This is a genomic window from Hoeflea sp. TYP-13 (assembly GCF_040932035.1).
In the GTDB taxonomy this organism is placed as follows: domain Bacteria; phylum Pseudomonadota; class Alphaproteobacteria; order Rhizobiales; family Rhizobiaceae; genus Hoeflea_A.
Genome location: NZ_JBFRBB010000001.1, coordinates 1,891,676 through 1,908,268, shown reverse-complemented (window position 1 = coordinate 1,908,268; position 16,593 = coordinate 1,891,676). Strand labels below are relative to the sequence as shown.

General features: G+C 57.2%; 20 protein-coding genes. 12 read left to right on the top strand and 8 right to left on the bottom strand.

The genetic code is table 11. The annotated features are described in order from the left end of the window. The first annotated feature begins 4 nt into the window (after positions 1-4). The gene (locus ABVT35_RS09105) at positions 5-1,192 is read left to right on the top strand and encodes a serine hydrolase domain-containing protein (RefSeq protein WP_368466001.1); all 1,188 of its coding nucleotides are present in this window, start codon (positions 5-7) and stop codon (positions 1,190-1,192) included. Here ABVT35_RS09105 and ABVT35_RS09100 read toward each other — a convergent pair. Further along, positions 1,189-1,557 (bottom strand): cupin domain-containing protein, encoded by a 369-nt coding sequence (locus ABVT35_RS09100; protein ID WP_368466000.1) that lies wholly within the window; start codon positions 1,555-1,557, stop codon positions 1,189-1,191. The genes ABVT35_RS09105 and ABVT35_RS09100 overlap by 4 nt on opposite strands. Positions 1,558-1,633: 76 nt before the next feature. On the opposite strand from ABVT35_RS09100, the gene ABVT35_RS09095 reads away from it, so the two are divergent. Then, positions 1,634-3,103, top strand: coding sequence for an FGGY-family carbohydrate kinase (locus tag ABVT35_RS09095; RefSeq protein WP_368465999.1), 1,470 nt, complete (start codon positions 1,634-1,636; stop codon positions 3,101-3,103). A 20-nt stretch (positions 3,104-3,123) separates the two neighbouring features. Here the strand turns inward: ABVT35_RS09095 and ABVT35_RS09090 are convergent, their stop codons facing one another. Beyond that, the gene (locus ABVT35_RS09090) at positions 3,124-3,678 is read right to left on the bottom strand and encodes a sugar O-acetyltransferase (protein ID WP_368465998.1); all 555 of its coding nucleotides are present in this window, start codon (positions 3,676-3,678) and stop codon (positions 3,124-3,126) included. Between the two features lie 117 nt (positions 3,679-3,795). Here ABVT35_RS09090 and ABVT35_RS09085 point away from each other — a divergent pair, with 117 nt between their 5' ends. After that, on the top strand, positions 3,796-4,380 hold the full coding sequence (locus tag ABVT35_RS09085) for an NAD(P)H-dependent oxidoreductase (RefSeq protein WP_368465997.1): 585 nt from the start codon (positions 3,796-3,798) through the stop codon (positions 4,378-4,380). A 6-nt stretch (positions 4,381-4,386) separates the two neighbouring features. Here the strand turns inward: ABVT35_RS09085 and ABVT35_RS09080 are convergent, their stop codons facing one another. Together ABVT35_RS09080 and ABVT35_RS09075 are read right to left on the bottom strand one after the other, a co-directional pair. After that, the gene (locus tag ABVT35_RS09080) at positions 4,387-4,983 is read right to left on the bottom strand and encodes a LysE family translocator (RefSeq protein WP_368465996.1); all 597 of its coding nucleotides are present in this window, start codon (positions 4,981-4,983) and stop codon (positions 4,387-4,389) included. A 41-nt stretch (positions 4,984-5,024) separates the two neighbouring features. Continuing rightward, positions 5,025-5,690 (bottom strand): helix-turn-helix transcriptional regulator, encoded by a 666-nt coding sequence (locus ABVT35_RS09075; RefSeq protein WP_368465995.1) that lies wholly within the window; start codon positions 5,688-5,690, stop codon positions 5,025-5,027. A 53-nt stretch (positions 5,691-5,743) separates the two neighbouring features. On the opposite strand from ABVT35_RS09075, the gene ABVT35_RS09070 reads away from it, so the two are divergent. Next, entirely contained in the window at positions 5,744-6,088 is a 345-nt protein-coding gene (locus tag ABVT35_RS09070; protein ID WP_368465994.1) for a DUF1127 domain-containing protein, read from the top strand. Positions 6,089-6,107: 19 nt separating this feature from the next. Here ABVT35_RS09070 and ABVT35_RS09065 read toward each other — a convergent pair whose 3' ends face one another. After that, positions 6,108-6,581 (bottom strand): Lrp/AsnC family transcriptional regulator, encoded by a 474-nt coding sequence (locus tag ABVT35_RS09065; protein ID WP_368465992.1) that lies wholly within the window; start codon positions 6,579-6,581, stop codon positions 6,108-6,110. Positions 6,582-6,683: 102 nt separating this feature from the next. Here ABVT35_RS09065 and ABVT35_RS09060 point away from each other — a divergent pair, with 102 nt between their 5' ends. Next, positions 6,684-7,559 (top strand): DMT family transporter, encoded by an 876-nt coding sequence (locus ABVT35_RS09060; protein WP_368465991.1) that lies wholly within the window; start codon positions 6,684-6,686, stop codon positions 7,557-7,559. 20 nt (positions 7,560-7,579) lie between these two features. On the opposite strand, the gene ABVT35_RS09055 is transcribed toward ABVT35_RS09060, so the two are convergent. Genes ABVT35_RS09055 through ABVT35_RS09045 form a run of 3 tightly spaced genes read right to left on the bottom strand, consistent with a single transcriptional unit; the run spans position 7,580 to position 10,493 of the window. Then, positions 7,580-8,341 (bottom strand): VOC family protein, encoded by a 762-nt coding sequence (locus ABVT35_RS09055; RefSeq protein WP_368465990.1) that lies wholly within the window; start codon positions 8,339-8,341, stop codon positions 7,580-7,582. 27 nt (positions 8,342-8,368) lie between these two features. Next, entirely contained in the window at positions 8,369-9,670 is a 1,302-nt protein-coding gene (gene chrA / locus ABVT35_RS09050; protein ID WP_368465989.1) for a chromate efflux transporter, read from the bottom strand. 4 nt (positions 9,671-9,674) lie between these two features. After that, positions 9,675-10,493: a chromate resistance protein ChrB domain-containing protein gene (locus ABVT35_RS09045; protein WP_368465988.1), complete on the bottom strand. Its 819-nt coding sequence runs from the start codon at positions 10,491-10,493 to the stop codon at positions 9,675-9,677. 230 nt (positions 10,494-10,723) lie between these two features. Between ABVT35_RS09045 and ABVT35_RS09040 the strand changes: the two genes are divergently transcribed. The 7 genes from ABVT35_RS09040 to ABVT35_RS09010 all read left to right on the top strand — a co-directional run bounded on the left by ABVT35_RS09040 (position 10,724) and on the right by ABVT35_RS09010 (position 16,465). Continuing rightward, entirely contained in the window at positions 10,724-11,365 is a 642-nt protein-coding gene (locus ABVT35_RS09040; protein ID WP_368465987.1) for a LysE family translocator, read from the top strand. Positions 11,366-11,410: 45 nt separating this feature from the next. After that, on the top strand, positions 11,411-11,902 hold the full coding sequence (locus ABVT35_RS09035; RefSeq protein ID WP_368465986.1) for a GNAT family N-acetyltransferase: 492 nt from the start codon (positions 11,411-11,413) through the stop codon (positions 11,900-11,902). 97 nt (positions 11,903-11,999) lie between these two features. Continuing rightward, complete coding sequence (locus ABVT35_RS09030; protein WP_368465985.1) at positions 12,000-12,500, top strand: Rrf2 family transcriptional regulator; 501 nt, start codon at positions 12,000-12,002, stop codon at positions 12,498-12,500. Next, positions 12,497-13,498: an NAD-dependent epimerase/dehydratase family protein gene (locus ABVT35_RS09025; protein WP_368465984.1), complete on the top strand. Its 1,002-nt coding sequence runs from the start codon at positions 12,497-12,499 to the stop codon at positions 13,496-13,498. The genes ABVT35_RS09030 and ABVT35_RS09025 overlap by 4 nt, the downstream gene beginning before the upstream one ends. 126 nt (positions 13,499-13,624) lie before the next feature. Next, complete coding sequence (locus ABVT35_RS09020) at positions 13,625-14,593, top strand: GNAT family N-acetyltransferase (RefSeq protein ID WP_368465983.1); 969 nt, start codon at positions 13,625-13,627, stop codon at positions 14,591-14,593. 99 nt (positions 14,594-14,692) lie between these two features. Further along, positions 14,693-15,625, top strand: coding sequence for a VOC family protein (locus tag ABVT35_RS09015; protein WP_368465982.1), 933 nt, complete (start codon positions 14,693-14,695; stop codon positions 15,623-15,625). Between the two features lie 120 nt (positions 15,626-15,745). After that, on the top strand, positions 15,746-16,465 hold the full coding sequence (locus ABVT35_RS09010; protein ID WP_368465981.1) for a hypothetical protein: 720 nt from the start codon (positions 15,746-15,748) through the stop codon (positions 16,463-16,465). The last annotated feature ends 128 nt before the right edge of the window (positions 16,466-16,593 follow it).

Below are 16,593 nucleotides of genomic sequence, written 5' to 3'. Positions count from 1 at the left end.
GTTCATGACAGCATTCGAAACCGGCGGCTTCCGGCCTGCCGGACAATTTGCGCATATGGAAAGGTGGCTCGAGGCGGAGATTGCTCTTGGTCGTATGTCTGGCGCCGTGACCCTTGTCCACCATAAGGGGCGTCTGATCCATTCCTCCGCCCTCGGATTTCGGGACAAAGCCCATTCCCGACTCATGACCGAAGACACAATTTTCTGGATTGCGTCGATGACCAAGCCGGTCACGTCACTTGCTGCCCTGATGCTGGCGGAGCAAGGCAGGCTCTTGTTATCAGAGCCGGTTTCAACCTACCTGCCTGAATTTGAAAATGTCCGGGTTCTGACCGGGAACAATATCGACGAGGCCCTGCCGACAGACTTCCCGCCGACAATCCAGCATCTCCTGACCCATACGTCCGGCCTGACCTATGGTCCATTCGGTGACGACACTATTTGCGCGGCCTATCGCGAAACCGGCGTTTATGACTTTGCCTCAACCAATCAAGAGATGTCGGTACGGCTGGCCGATCTGCCACTCGCCTACCACCCGGGCACGTGCTTCGAATACGGCATGTCGACCGATCTTCTCGGACGGGTTATCGAAGTCGTGTCGGAAAGCACACTGCCGGATTTCATTGGCCGGCGGATCGCGGCGCCGCTTGCGATGGCCGACACCGGATTCAGCCTGTCGCCGGATCAACGCGGCAGGCTTGCGGAAGTGACCACGTCCATGACGGAGTCCGGGCTGTGCCCCCCTGTTGACGAGGCACCGGTCTGGCACTCGGGCGGCGGCGGATTGTGGTCGACCGCCCGGGACTATCTGGCTTTTGCTCTGATGCTGCTTTCGAACGGGAAAACCGGCGACAACAAAATCGTTTCGCCATCGACCATACGGCATATGCGGTCAAATCACCTGCCGCCGGGTATCAGCTTTGGCAACTATGCACCTGAGCTTGGCGCCACTGCGCCTTGCCCATCGCTGGGACAGGGTTTTGGCCTTGGATTGGCTGTGCGCCTCGAAACCGGCCGGAACCCATTGCCCGGTGCTGTCGGCGATGCAAGCTGGCCCGGCGTATCGGGCACGAATTTCTGGATCGATCCGGAAAACGAACTTGCCGTTGTGTTCATGACCCATGCGCCGCAATGGCGCATTCAGCACCGCGCCGCACTGCGCCAGCTCGTTTATGCGGCTCTTGATGACTAGCTTGCCGCAGTCTGTTCCTCGATTGACTTCGTGCGATCCGACACGACGTCGCCGGTGTGTTTTGTCGATACCGGTTCTATGAGCGCGATCCAGCACTCCTCATCGGCGACGGGATTGTGCATTTTGCCCCGCGGCACAATATGGAAATCGCCCTCGCCTAGCTGAACATTGCCATCCTCATACTGGATTACCAGGCTGCCCCTGACGATATAGAAGAGCTCATCCTCATCATCGTGCTTGTGCCATACGAACTCGCCCTTGAGCTTGGCCACCTTGATATACTGATCATTGACTCGGCCGAGAACGCGCGGTGACCAGTAGTCGGTCACATTTTCCAGCTCTGCCCGTAAATTAACCACATCCATCGTGCTACCCCTTTCATGACCAAAACGGATATGGGACCGTGCCGTTGCAACGGCAAGGCAAGCTAGGAAAAACCATATGGCGGATGAAACGCTGCTTGGCATCGATATCGGCACGACTGCGGTCAAGGCCATTTTGTTCAGCGCATCAGGAAGCGTGTTGGCACAATTCTCGACAGCCTATGAAACAGCACGTTCAAAAAACGGCTTTGTCGAACAGGATCCGGAAACATGGATACAGCTGGTTAAGGACATACTGTCCAGGTTCAATTCCGAGCAGGATCTTTCCGGTCTGAAGGCGATTGGCATCACCTCTCAAGTGAATACGCATGTCTTTGTCGACAAGGATGGCAAGGCGCTGGCTCCGGCGATCGTCTGGCAGGACGGGCGCTGCGATGACGAAGCGCGGGAACTTGATGAGCGCATTCCGGCAGAAAGGCGTATCAAATGGTGGGGCGCTCCCCGTCCCATCGATGCCAGCCATGCCCTTGCCCGCATGCTATGGATGAGCCGGCACCATCCGGAGGTATGGCAAAAAACAAGATGGGTGATGCTGCCTAAGGATTATTGCCTCCAACGCCTCACCGGTGCAGCGGTGACGGACCCGATCTCCAATCTTGGCCTTGTCAATATGTACCTCGATTATATTCCGGAGCTGCTCGATTGTGTTCCTGGCGCTGCCGATCGCGTCGTTCCGCTGGCGGACATGTCCGACATCGCTGAAACTGTCAAAGACGAGTTGGACTGCGCCGGCGTGCCTGTGGCCGTCGGAACAATGGATGCCTGGGCCGGCATGTTCGGAACCGGCATTCCCGGTAAAGGAACCGCCATGTATCTGAGCGGCACAAGCGAAATCCTTGGGATCGTCTCGCCAAAGGCGGTTCCGACGCCCGGCGTGCTGACCTTTCCCAAATATCGGGACACAACCGTCCATGCCGGTCCGACACAGTCCGGCGGTGCATCGTTCCTGTGGTGCTCGCAACTGCTCGGACGAGATCCGTACGATTTGGCAAAGCTTGTCGAAGGCATGGATTTCGACAAACCCGCGCCCTTGTTCCTGCCGCATCTGCAGGGCGAACGCGCGCCGATTTGGGATATCAGGTCGCGCGGCACTCTTTTGGGTATCGATGCAGCAACGGGGCCAGCGGAGTTTACCCGTGCTGTTTTTGAGGGTGTCGCCTGTTCCGCTGCGTGGTTGCTTGAGCGGCTCGAGCAGAGCGCGGATACGCAACCGGAAATCATCAATTGCGGCGGAGGCGGTTTTCGCTCGGATATCTGGAACCAGATCCGGGCCGATATTCTCGGCAGGCGCCTTCAAAGAACGGCTGTCAGGGATCCCGGTATTCTCGGCGCGGCAGGTATCGCGGCGGTTGCTGCAGGACAACAGCCGGATCTTGCAACGGCATTTTCCAATCTGGTGCAGTTCGACAAGGTCTATGAACCCAATCAGGCGAGACAGCCACGCTACATAGAGCTCGTGAAGCTGTACAAACGATCCTACGAGGCGGCATGTGAGACAAACCACGCACTCGTTTCGCTGTTTGAATAGGTCGGCGGTGGGAAACTGCATTACGCGCGTTCTGTCGGACGCGCAGGATTTCCAACAACAGTTGCACCGGCATCAACGTTGCGGGTAACGACACTGCCGGCCCCGATGATCGCCTCGTCTCCGATGGAGACCCCGGGCAGGATGATTGCGCCTCCGCCGATCCACACATTCCTGCCGATTTCAACCGGCTTGGCGATTTCAAGCCCGGCTGCCCGTTCGGCCGGATCCTTGCTGTGTTCCGCGCAATAGATATGAACACCCGGTCCCAGCATGGTGCCGGCGCCAATCCGCACGCGGGCGGTATCCAGAATGACGCAGCCGGCATTCATGTAGACGCCTGCCTCCAGCATGATGTTGATGCCATAAGGGCAATGGAACGGCGCTTCCAGGCGTATGTCGGAACCGGCTTCACCGAACAGGTCTTTCAGCAACGGTCCGATATTGCCGCGCTCATCGGGGTGCATGGTGTTGTGCTGATGCACCGCTTCATAGGCGCGCTCCCGCAGCTCTTCCAATTCGTCATCTATGCAGGTGTACCACAGCCCCGCTTCCATCTTTTCGCGTTCTGATGCCATTGTCGCTTCCGGTTCCTCGATCGCGGCTTCAATCCGAAATTATGTTGCGTTGGGTCAAAGACGCAAAGCATTTCTGACCTAATCTGCAGTCAGTACTGATTTTCAGGGTGAGAGATCATGACGAAAATTGCGATCATACAGGGGCATCCCGATCCGGGCGGCAACCGTCTGTGCCATGCGCTGGGTCACGCTTACGCAGAAGGTGCGAGGGAAGCCGGGCACGACGTCACCGCAATCGAAATCGGCAAACTCGAATTTCCCCTTCTGCGCAGCCAGGACGATTGGCATGCCGGCGAAAGTTCCACCCCACCCGGCCTTTTGGACGCGCAGCAGGCCTGTCTTTCGGCCGATCATTTTGTCTTTATCTACCCTCTGTGGCTCGGCACCATGCCGGCACTGCTGAAGGGGTTTCTTGAGCAGGTGTTTCGCCCGGGGATTGCCCTGAGTTATGGCGATGGTTTCCCGAAGGCGCTGCTGAAAGGCAAGTCGGCGCGCATCGTCATAACCATGGGCATGCCGGCGCTTGCCTATCGCTATTATTTCATGGCCCACAGCCTGAAAAACCTCCAGCGAAATATACTGGGCTTCGTGGGCATCAAGCCTATTCGAAGCATATTGTTCGGAATGGTCGAACAGGCAAGCGACAAAAAGCGCCAGTCCTGGCTGGACAAGATGCGGGCGCTTGGCCGCGAGGCGAGATGATGGGGCCTATCCTGCAAACACCGCAAGAACAACTGACGCAATAAGCAAAATCGCAAAAACGACATTTGCTATCCGCCCTGCCAGCGGATGCCGCAACAGATTTGAGAAAGCCGAGCCGAAAACAAGCCAGCAGGAATTCACGACTACAATGACAATGAAGAGTGCCGCAATTTTGGCTGCGGCATCGGCTACAAGGTTTAAAGGAAACAACCGGTAGCCTGAATAAACGGCGCCAATGGCGGCAAATGCCTTGGGATTGGCAATTGCCAGGATGAAGCCGTTGTGAAACGACGGCGGCCGGCTTTCCGCCAGCGCTTCACCCATCACCGGTGCTGTGGCGATCCTGTAGGCGAGATAGACAATATAGGCCGCGGCCAGAACGGTTATCACATGCACAAGCGCTGGCTGCGCCAGAATCAGGCCGGTTATGCCGGTTGCGATCATGACGAGAACTGCGGTCGTCCCCCAAATGATACCTGTAAGAAATCGTAAGCCGCGCCTTGCTCCGTAAGCTGCGCCAACAGCCGCCAGGCTCATTGTCGCGGGCCCCGGGCTGCCCATCAGCGGAATGGCTGCAATCCAGAGCAGCAAAAGATCGCTCATTGTTGCCTCCCTGCGTGGCCTAAAGGCGCACCGGGCCCCGTCTAGAGCCCCGCTGCGTACTCCATTTTCCACCTTTGCCGCAGCGTTTCACCTTCGTCTGCAAAGCTCTGCGTCAGGATCTTGTATTCCAGAATCCGGTCAGGACGGAAATGTCTGAAATCGTTTCGCAATTCGCACCATGCAGCAACGACGATGGCCTCCGAATGATAAACCACGGCAACGGGCCGAATATTTCGGATGCTTATCTGCCCGTCCCCGTCCTGATACCGGATTTCGATTTTGACTTCCCGCCTTATGGCTGCGCGGATTTTCGAAAGGTCCACGGACGACGGTTCTTCCGGCCCCCAGCTCGAGGAAAACATGGATTCACTCAGTGTGGTCGCCTCGGAAAGCTTGCGCGCCACCCGGGCCGCCGCCTGTTTCAGTCCCTTGTCGCCGGTGCGCGAAATCATGGCCAGTCCGACAGTAATGGCCTCGACCTCTTCGTTGTCGAAGTTTATGGGCGGCAAATCGAGGCCCGGACGCATGATGTAGCCGACGCCCGCCTCCCCCTCGATCGGCACACGCATGGCCTGAAGAGAGGCTATGTCGCGGTAGATCGTGCGCTTGGTGACCTCCAGAACCTGCGCAATCTCCTGGGCTGTCAGTGGCCTGGAGGCACTTCTGAGAATCTGGATGATGTCGAGCATCCGTGTCGAGCGAGCCATGTCTGTGCCTTTGTCATTTTTACCGAGCCTAACACGGCACTGCTGACAGATTCATGTCAGCAGTGCCGTGTTACCAATTTCCTGTAATCGACAAGGAGGAGTTCACTATGCTTGAGCACACTGTTTCCAACGCCCATGGTGGTGGTGCCGTCCGAACTCATTTGCCCGTTCGCCGCAGGCATGTGGCCGAAATAATGTCGGTGTGTTTGCAAGGCGCAATTGCGATTGCCGCGGGCACCCTGCACAAATTCAAATCCCGTTCCAGAGACGGGGAACTTGCGCGCCTCAACAACGAATTGCTTCAGGATATTGGATTGTCGCGGGAAGATGTCGGTCCGGTTGAAAATTTTCACAAATGGAATGACCCTTTCGATGTTGAAATCCGCCGCATGCAGTAAAGCCGCTGAACTGCCAGGGTCACTCTTTCGACCTGAACGGCGGCAGTCGGCGCTTGACCGGTGAAGACTGGATGATCGACGTGTTCGTCATTGCATAGGGAATGACCTCGTCGATCAGCTCTTCAAGGTCAGCGACCGATGCGACATGGGCACGGGCGATGAAACAGTCTTCTCCTGTAATGCGGTCGCACTCAACGATTGCCGGTAACTCGCGCAGAATTTCCGCAACGCGTTTCAGCTCACCCGGTATCGGCCTGATCCTCAACCACGCCGCGATGGGAAGGCCGAGCGCGGCCGGATCGATTTGTGCTGCGTAGCCGGCAATCACGCCGGCTTCCTCAAGTCGCTTTATTCGCTCGGCGACTGTTGGCGCGGACAAGCCAACCAGACGGGACAATTCAGCCGTGCTGATGCGGGCGTTTGCCGCCAATGCCTTCAGCAGTTTTTCGTCGACCACATCAAAGTCTGAATATTCATATCGCAGGCGCTTCACTTAATATTCCTAATATTCGATTTGTTAGAGCATCAACCACCTTCTATTCTCTATTTCAATAGCTGAAATCCCTGCAATAATAAAGAGAACAAGGGAGCCGCCATGCCAATCGCAAATCCTGCAATAAACAAGACCGCCCAAAACGTCCCGCCCCATGCATGGTTTAGCATCAGCGCCATATTTCACTACCTCGGCCCGTCATTTGCCGTGTTGCTGTTTCCGGCCATCGGCGTGCTTGGCGTTGCCTGGTTCCGCATCGCCTCCGCTGCGCTGATTTTTGCGCCCTTCACACGTCCATGGGAGACCATCAGCCGCGCAGACATGAAGGGCCGAGCACTCCTTGCCGCGCTCGGTATCTGTCTTGCGGCGATGAACACATCCTTCTATCTCGCACTCGAACGACTTCCGATGAGTCTGGTTGCGGCGCTGGAATTTGTCGGAACAATCGGCGTGGCGCTCTACGGTCTTCGAACCGGCCGGAATTTTGCGGCACTCGCTCTTGCTGTCATCGGGGTTTATATCCTGATCGATGTTCGCTGGTCGAGCGATCCGCTTGGACTGTTCTGGGCGTTTCTAAATGGCGCACTGTTTGTCGGTTACATCGTCCTTGGTCACAAAGCAGCATCCGACGGTGCTGCCAACGGCATTGAGCGGCTCGGGGCGGCAATGGCGATTGCGTTCTTGATCCTCATGCCGATCGGATTTGTTCAGGCTGCTCAGGTTTTCGGCGCGGTCAATCTGGTGTTGGCGGGCATAGGCGTCGGTATCTGCTCGTCGGTCATTCCTTATATTTGCGATCAGCTTGCCATGTCGCGACTGCCAAGGGCTTCCTTCGCCCTTCTCCTGGCACTATTGCCCGCAACAGCAACTGTCATTGCAGCGATCGTGCTGTCGCAAATACCAACGTTCCGCGATCTCGGCGGCATATTCCTGGTGATGGCCGGCGTTGCAATTCACAAACCCGTTCAAAAGGTTTGAGGGCCGCGCTGCAGATAAACTCAAAGCCAGTCTTTTAGTTGATCCGGCTGCAGATAATTGTGCGCGCCACCTGCATCCTGCCAGGCAAATCCCGTAAATCCCGCTCTGTCCTTGCCGGTGCCGGGCGCTCCGACACCACCCCCCAACAGGTGCTGCAGTTCCAAAAGTGCGTAGGGTCGTGCCCAGAGCCATTCGCGATTTTCAACCGCTTCAACATCGGATACGGGCAGAGATTCTTCGCTCCACCCATAAAAATACAGACAAAAACCATACTCCTTGACCGGCTGGACGGACATCAGCCGCATGCCAAGGTTCGTTTCACAGTGTTCGCGCGCAGCGGCTATGTCATTGACGCGCAGGGTGATATGGGCGAGCGTTGCCTGCCCCCCGACGGGATGGCCCCGCCCCGCTGGCGCCGCCCTGCCCTCAAAGCCCTGCTGCAGCAATTCGATGGCAAATCCATGCGGATCGCGCAGATGGCTCATATAACCGATATCAGCGAACTGACGCGGTTCGCTGACCGGATATCCTTCAGATCGCAGAAAACCAACGGCTTTATCAAGATCGCGAAGGGTTATGCCGATTTTCCAGTAGAGCGCATCCGGTTGGGCGATATATTCGCGCTGAGCGCCGCCAACCAATTCGACAAGGCATTGCTGCGCATCATAGCCGAGCAGCGGTGATGCCTGTGAACCAAAGTTCTGCATTCCAAGGTTTTTTGAATAAAAATCAACAAGTTCGATTGTGTTTTTCACATGCAAGCGGTTCCGGGTGATTTTCATTTCTGTCCTTCCGAAAAACGGTTCGCCCTATCCAACATAGCTCAATGCCAGTCCGAGCAAAGCGGATATGGCCAGTACGCGGACAATGCCCCAATGCAGGCGCAGCAATAAAACACCGGAAAGGAGGGCGAGCACGATCACGCGCCAGTCAACGGTGGCAAGTTCGGGTTGCCACAGGACGACCGGGCCATAATGCTGCGGTGCGACCTTGGCGAACGCCACATGGAGCGCGAACCAGATGGAGAGATTGAGGATAACGCCAACCACCGCGGCGGTGATGCCGGAAAGCGCGCCCTGCAGGCGCGGCTGTGTGCCAATCCAGTCGATATAGGGAGCGCCCGCGAATATCCACAAAAAGCATGGGACAAACGTTGCCCAAAGCGTCACAATCGCGCCGGCAACTCCCAGCACAAGCCCACCCACGCCGAAGGCGGACAGAAATCCTACGAATTCGGTGACGAGGATTAACGGGCCCGGTGTTGTCTCGGCAAGGCCGAGACCATCCATCATGGCGCCCGGCGACAGCCATCCATAGTGGTTGACGACGTCCTGGGCCATATAGGCAAGCACCGCATAGGCGCCACCGAATGTGACAACCGCAAGTTTGGAGAAGAAACGGCCAAGCTCGGCGAGGATCGGTTCGCCGGCAAGGGTGCCCGCGAGAAGGATCGGCACCCACCAAACGGCAAGCCACAGGAGCACAGTCCGCAAGGTTTGCAACGGGGTGGACCTTGTGGCGACCGGTGCTTCATGGGTCTCAGATTTGGGCCGGCCAGCAAAAAAACCGTAAAGCGCGGCGAGCAGAATAAGCAGCGGAAACGGCAGATTAAGGAAGAATATTCCGACAAAGGCCAGCGCAGCGATCACCCAGTGCCGCGGCAGATGCAGTGCCTTCTTTGCAACCCGGAGCAGAGCCTCGACCACAATAACCAGCACTGCTGCCTTGATGCCGAGAAACAGCGCGCTGACCAGCGGAACGTCGCCGAGATAGGCATAGATGACGGCCAGTACCAACATTACAGCCGCACCCGGCAATACAAAAAGCAGACCGGCGATCAGCCCGCCGATAACGCCGTGCAGGCGCCAGCCGGCATAGGTGGCAAGCTGCATGGCCTCTGGCCCCGGCAGCAGCATGCAGAAGCTGAGCGCATTGAGATATTGCCGCTCCGTCAGCCACCCCCGTTCCTCAACCAGTACACGATGCATCAAGGCTATCTGCGCGGCCGGACCGCCGAACGACAGGATGCCGATTTTCGCAAAAGCGCGTGTTGCCTCAGAGAGTGATTCCGGGGCGCGATTATCGCGCCCCGTTGTGCTTGCGACGTTCATCGCTTCAGTTCCTCGTGACCGCGGCCGGCCAATCGTGGCCTTCATCCGTCGCATCCCGGCACCAGCGGTAGAAGGCATCGTAGAGAAGCATTCCGGCGTCGAGCTGTGCCAGATCATCACGATACATGCGCGACAGACCGAGAGAGGCGGCAAGAAGCCCGGCCGTCTGGGGCGCCAGATCATGTCTGTTTGTGTCGGCGCCACGTATGATGGTCGCAAGCCGCTGAAGCGGCTCCATCGCCAGTTCGAATTCATCAATCATCGTATCGAAAGTGCAGCGCTCCTCGCGGTGACTCCAGAAGACATCCTCAATATCGAATGGCGTCGCTTTAAACCGGTCCGCGACATCCAGCACTTCGGAAGGTGCAACATATAAAAACCGTGCGCGCGGATCGACAAAACGCCGGATCAGCCACGGACAGGCAATGCGGTCTATCTTCGGACGGTGACGGGTAACCCACACGGTGCGGCCTTCGGCATCACGCGGCGGAAGTTTGCCGGCAGGAACAAGCGGCATGGCGGCGTCTCGCCAGCCAACAAATCCGTCCTGCAGCGTTTCGGCGGCAATGCCGCTGTCCCGTAGCACAGCTGCCGCACCCTGGCTCAGCTTGAGACCTTTCTGGCAATAGACCACCACCCTTCGATCGCCCAGTTGTCCCGACAAGGCCGCGACATCGTCAAACTGATGCCGGAAGGCGGACGGAATCAAACGGGGGTCATCATTGAAGTCCTCATTGAGGCTGACATCGATCAGCACCGGTGTATCCGGAGTTCCGATAAGGCGATTGAGTTGGGTGACAGTTATTTCAGTTGGCGACGGCATGACGCATCCTTCCCTTGTTCAGTTTCGGTCGGACACGAATCTTGGGCTGTCGCCTCACGGGGCGTTCGTAAACCCCATGGGCTATAATTCGCAAATTTGGCACCGTTTCGTCAAGTCCGGGCCGCAAATAGATGCGCCGCAAGCCGGGCCCTCGCCTTTGGCCTTGCCCGCCGGCTTCGGTTGTGGCAGGTTGAGAACATAATATGAACATCTAGGGCGGGATGCTGACAATGGAACAGTTCTACTTTTACCTTCCGGGTATTCTTCTGGCCTATTCAGCTTTCCTTCTCGGCATTGCCAGTCCCGGACCCAATGTCCTTGCCATCATCGGAACGTCAATGGGTATCGGGCGGCAATCGGGTATCTCGCTTGCGATGGGCGTCGCCCTCGGATCTCTTTGCTGGGCGCTACTGACAGCATTCGGGCTTTCAGCCGTCCTCGCGACCTATGCATCAGCGATGCTGTTCATAAAAATTGTCGGCGGTTTTTATCTCTTATGGCTGGCCTACAAATCGTTCCGCGCCGCGGCGTCCAAACAGGATATGACGGCGAAGGTGCTCAATGGCAACCGACGCACACCCGCCGGTTATTTTGCCCGCGGTTTCATCATTCAGATGACCAACCCGAAAGCGGCACTCGCCTGGATTGCGATCATATCTCTCGGGCTCGGCCCGCATGCCCCCTTGTGGGTTGCCTTTGCCATTGTCGCGGGCACCGCGATACTGTCACTCGTTATCCATTTTCTCTACGCGGTCGCCTTCTCGACGCCATTCATGGTGAGTATTTATGCCCGTGCACGCCGCTGGATTCAGGGTGTGCTAGGTGCATTCTTCGCATTTGCAGGCCTCAAGCTGCTTGTCAGCCGGAGCTAGAACCTGCCGGGGTCTGCATCTGCCGGGCCCTCACGAGAGTGATGCATGTTGTCTGAAAATTACACGTTCAGCCCGGTGACGGAGGCGGATTTTCCGACACTCACATGCTGGCTTCAAACCCCCGAAGTCCGGCGCTGGTGGGGTGATCCGGATCATGAGTTATCGCTCATCAAGGAGGATCTGAACGATCCGCGCATGGCCAATCTAATTGTAGTGTTCGACGATCGGCCATTTGCCTATGCCCAGCACTACGAGATCCATAGCTGGCCGCATGAACATTTGAGCCATCTGCCAAGAGGCACACGTGCAATCGACACCTTCATCGGCGAACCCGACATGATCGGCGTCGGCCACGGCTCCGGCTATTTGCACGCTCTTGCCAATCAATTGCTGAAAGATGGCGCCTGCGGTGTCGTGATCGATCCGGATCCGCAAAATGTCCGGGCGCGCCGGGCCTATGAAAAGGCCGGCTTTATTCGCAAGGAAGAGCTGCAGACATCCGAGGGTCCGGCCGTCGTCATGCATTTCGTTCCTTAATCCACCATGACGCATGCCATTAAAGTTTGTCGAAAAACCCAATATTCATTGACAAATAATATCCATGATATAATTTATCCATGATTAGGAGGCAGTCATGAAACTGAGCGATGGTGTGGAATGGGCGGTCCATTGTGTGATGCTGCTTGGCGGGCTTCCACCAAATGCAACACTTTCCGGAAAAGCGCTTGCAGAGTTTCATGGCGTTCCCGAGAGTTACCTTCTCAAGCACCTGAAAGCACTGGTGACGGAAGGCATTCTGGCATCGGTTCCAGGTCCGCGCGGAGGTTATCGCCTGGCACGCCTGCCGCAAGACATCTCCCTGCTCGATGTTGTCGAGGCGGTCGACGGCAAACGTCCCGCCTTTCGATGCACGGAAATTCGCCGTCGCGGACCTTGCCGGCTCGACGACAGTGCATATCCGCGCCGATGCGGTGTCAATCGCGCGATGTTGCGCGCTGAAGAAGCCTATCGCGAGGCGCTCTCGAGGGAAAACCTGAAAGACATTACCGAAGATTTCCTGGCGGGCGCCGATCCGCGCCTGTTTCCGCTGGGTCAAAGCTGGATCGAACAAAATATGAGGATGCCAAAGTCATGATCATCTTTGTAACGGGCGCCACCGGCGTGCTTGGCCGGCCGGTGGTAAAACAACTCGTAGAAAGCGGCCACGAGGTGCGTGCGCTCAGCCGCTCTCCCGCCAACCGGGAGCAGCTGTTGCAGACCGGCGCCATTCCGCTTGCAGTTGACATGTTTGAGCCGGTTTCACTGGCGACTGCTTTGCAGGATTGCGATGCAGTGCTGCATCTGGCAACGAGAATTCCAAGCGTTTCGGAAATGAAGAAACCGGAAATTTGGGAAGACAACGACCGCATACGCCTGGAGGGAACGCGCAGTATCATTACGGCGATAGAATCCGCACCCAGCGTCAAGACACTGATTTATCCGAGCATTTCGCTGTTCTACGACAATGGCGGTACGGACTGGATTACAGCCGACAATGCTGCTGTTGAGCCCTGCACAGTGCATCAATCGACACTGGTCGCCGAAGAGGCGGTCCTCGAATTCGCGCGCGGCGCGCAAGACCGCAAGGGTATTGTTCTGCGCTTCGGGTCCTTTTACGGGCCGTCGTCACCCGACAGCGTCCAGACGCTGGCCATGGCGGGCAACGGCCTGGCAATGTCCGTTGCGGATTCCGGAGCGTACAAATCCATGATCTGGATTGACGATGCCGCCAGCGCAGTCGTCGACGCGCTGGAACGAGCACCGACCGGTATTTACGATGTGGTAGAAGACATACCCAGCACACAGCGCGAGGCAATCGATGCCCTGGCCAATGCCGTGGGACGCAAGCAACTGTTTACACTTCCGCGGCTGCTTTTGCGCTTTGTCCTGCCGACAGAACTGCGCCGCCTGGTTGCCCGCAGCCAGCGCATCTCCAATATCCGGTTTTGCGAAGTGACAGGATGGCGGCCTGAAGTCCCTTCACAAAGGATCGGGTGGCAGCTCATGCGCGATGTCACAAATACACACGGTACGCATTTGAGAAGTGACAACCGCAACGAACCCGGCGGCGCAGCGTCAACCGCATCGGTATAGATCTGCCGAACCGATTGAACCGAACACCGTCTGAGTTGTTGAAATCGGCCCGCGTTCCGGCGCGGGTCTTTTGGGTTCGCGGTGCGGGTTTTCAAAATCAAAATTTAGTTGTATAATACAACTATTATGACCATACGTCATCACGAAGAGATTGAAACCATCCGGTCGGCCTCCCGGTCACTGGTGCGCGAACTCGGCTTTATGGGCCGTAATCTGGCAGAGACCGATTTGTCACCGTCCGGCGTTCATGCGCTGTTGGAAATCGGAAACGAAGATGATGTTTCCGCAAAGCATCTGTCGGAAACGCTTCTACTAGAGAAGTCGACAGTAAGCCGGCTGGTTCGGACATTGCTTGAGCGCGGTGAAGTTCGTGAAGTCGTCGCCCGGCATGACGGCAGGGTCAAGTATTTGAATCTGACCGCCAAGGGGCGCGACACGCTCGCAGCGATTGACCGGTTTGCCGTCGACAGGGTGACCGGGGCAATCAATCCCCTGCCCTCACGCGCCCGCAGCACGATATGCGACGGCCTTGCTGCCTACGCCCGAGCTCTGAAGGCCGGAAGAACCGGCGGCGGCGCATCACAAACGCTGAAACCGGCAACAATTAGAACCGGTTACGAGCCAGGGCTTGTCGGGCATATCGCCAAAATGCACGGCCTTGCCTACCATAAACTCGATGGTTTCGGCGCCCGGTTCGAGGCAAAGGTCGCCGGCGGACTTGCCGAATTCGCGACGCGCCTAGAAAATCCCGTCAACGAGATATGGACCGCTCGTATCAATGGCCGCATTATCGGCTCCATCGCCATCGACGGCGAAAACCTCGGCAAGGACACAGCGCATCTGCGCTGGTTCCTCGTTGAAGACGGCGGACGCGGCAGCGGTGTCGGCAGCCGGTTGCTCCAGGAAGCGATCGGCCATTGCAACCGGCACGGCTTTGGGAGCATCAAATTGTGGACCTACAAGGGCCTCGATGTCGCCCGCAAACTCTATGAGAAGAACGGGTTTGTGCTGGCCGAAGAGTATTCCGGCGATCAGTGGGGACGGGAATTGCGGGAGCAGACATTCATCCGAAAACGGTCCACGACAGGAAACTGAATTTCGGATTCCCTTGGCGATCTGGCCGGGCAGCCCCATAATAAAAGAAGAACCTAAAGAGCACTGATGTGCGCCGCTTGCTTCTGCGAGGCTCAACACATGATCAATCAAATAGACGGCCTTCACCACATCACCTCCCTGGCCAGCGATGCCCAGGAAAACAACGGGTTCTTCACCCAGGTGCTCGGTCTTCGCCGCGTCAAGAAGACTGTCAATTTCGACCGCCCTGAAGTCTACCACCTCTATTACGGCGACGAGGTTGGAACGCCAGGCAGTGTCATGACCTATTTTCCGATCCCTGACATTGCGAAGGGGCATGCGGGCACGGGTGAGGTCGGGACAACTGTCTTTTCAATACCCGAGGGCTCGCTTGCCTACTGGCAGGACCGCCTCGAAGGACTTGGAATTGAAAATCTGACGCAGGCCGTGCGGTTCGGCGAGACGCGGCTCGGCTTCAGAGGCCCGGACGGCGACGGGTTTGCGCTGGTGGAGCAGCGCGAAGATGAGCGCGCGCCCTGGTCGGGATCGGACATCGAAAACGATTTCGCAATTCGCGGCTTCCATTCGGCGGCCCTGCGGCTGAAGGATCCAGATGCAACTGCTGAGCTTCTCGAATTCATGGGATATGAACGGCAGGAAAGTGAGGAAAACCATCATCGGTTTCGGGTCGCAGGCGGCAATGGCGCAGATATAATCGACATATCCGCAATGCCCGGTACCGAGGCCGCCGAACAGGGCGCCGGCTCCGTTCATCACATCGCCTTTTCGGTCAGAGACCGGGCTGCGCAACAGAACGTCCGCGGGGCACTTGTCGACACGGGCTATTCGGTTACACCCGTCATCGACCGCGACTATTTCTGGGCCATCTACTTCCGCTCGCCGGGCGGCGTTCTTTTCGAGGTTTCGACTGCCGAGCCGGGCTTTGACCGGGACGAGGACAAGGCGCATCTCGGGGAGGCCCTGAAACTTCCAACACAGCACGCACATCTGCGCGATACGCTGGAACGGGACCTGCCACCGATTGCAGACTGATACCTGCGCGATAACAAAACGGCATTTTACATAACATGCTGTGCCGAGTTGTGATCGCGCGTACCTTCTAATTTGCTGTAATCAAAGGGTATAGTCGGCGCCATACGAGGGAGAGGTTTCATGTCTTTAATGCGAATGGCGGCGTTTGTGCTCGCAATCCCGCTGCTTTGCGTTCAGGCCTTCGGCCAGGCAGAGCCTCTTTTTCAGGGGCCGGTGCCCGTCAGGCTGAACGGCGAACTTACAAAAATTCCGGTCACGCTGTATGCCGAAACGGCGGGCGAACAGTCCGAATCAATTGTCCTGCATGCCTATGCGAAGACGGAAGACCTTGCGCCCATTTTGCGTCAACAGCTTCAGTTCCTGGCTGAAGATAAAATCAGTGCCTGCGAGTTGCGTATCGATGTGCCCGAAACAAGGGTTGGCGTAAATGGCTCGCTGCTTGTGACAACCGCGATTGTCAGCGCCGAGGTCTGGGTCTGCTCGATACTGAAAACCCGGCTGGGTGGAGAAACCGCGCAGATTGTTGCCGGTGCCCAACCGACGGTCCGCAACGGCCGCCTTCATCTTGAACCGGGCTCCCTGCAGATCGAGGGAATTGGCGATCTCATAACATCTATCGGCGGCGACCAGGTGCTGCAAGACCTTTATATTCAAGCCATTGACCGGTTCAACAGGGACCGCCGGCTGACCTCGGTGCCAAGAAAACTCGCCAATGCCGGCTTTACCTATCAGACCGCCGAGGTTGGAACTTTCAATGGCGAGCCCTCCATGCTGAGGGTCTCGATTGTCGGTCCCAACGATCTGGTCAGCCTTGCGAAGATCCTTGCCGGAATTCAGTAGGCGGCGCCACTTTCAATCCATTTCACTGATCGCGTGCCTGTGCGTACCATGCGGTTTGCCGATTGACATACCGCACGCAATGGTGTCGCCTTGTGCAGGGATAAACATCCGGGTCTGAAGACGTCAAA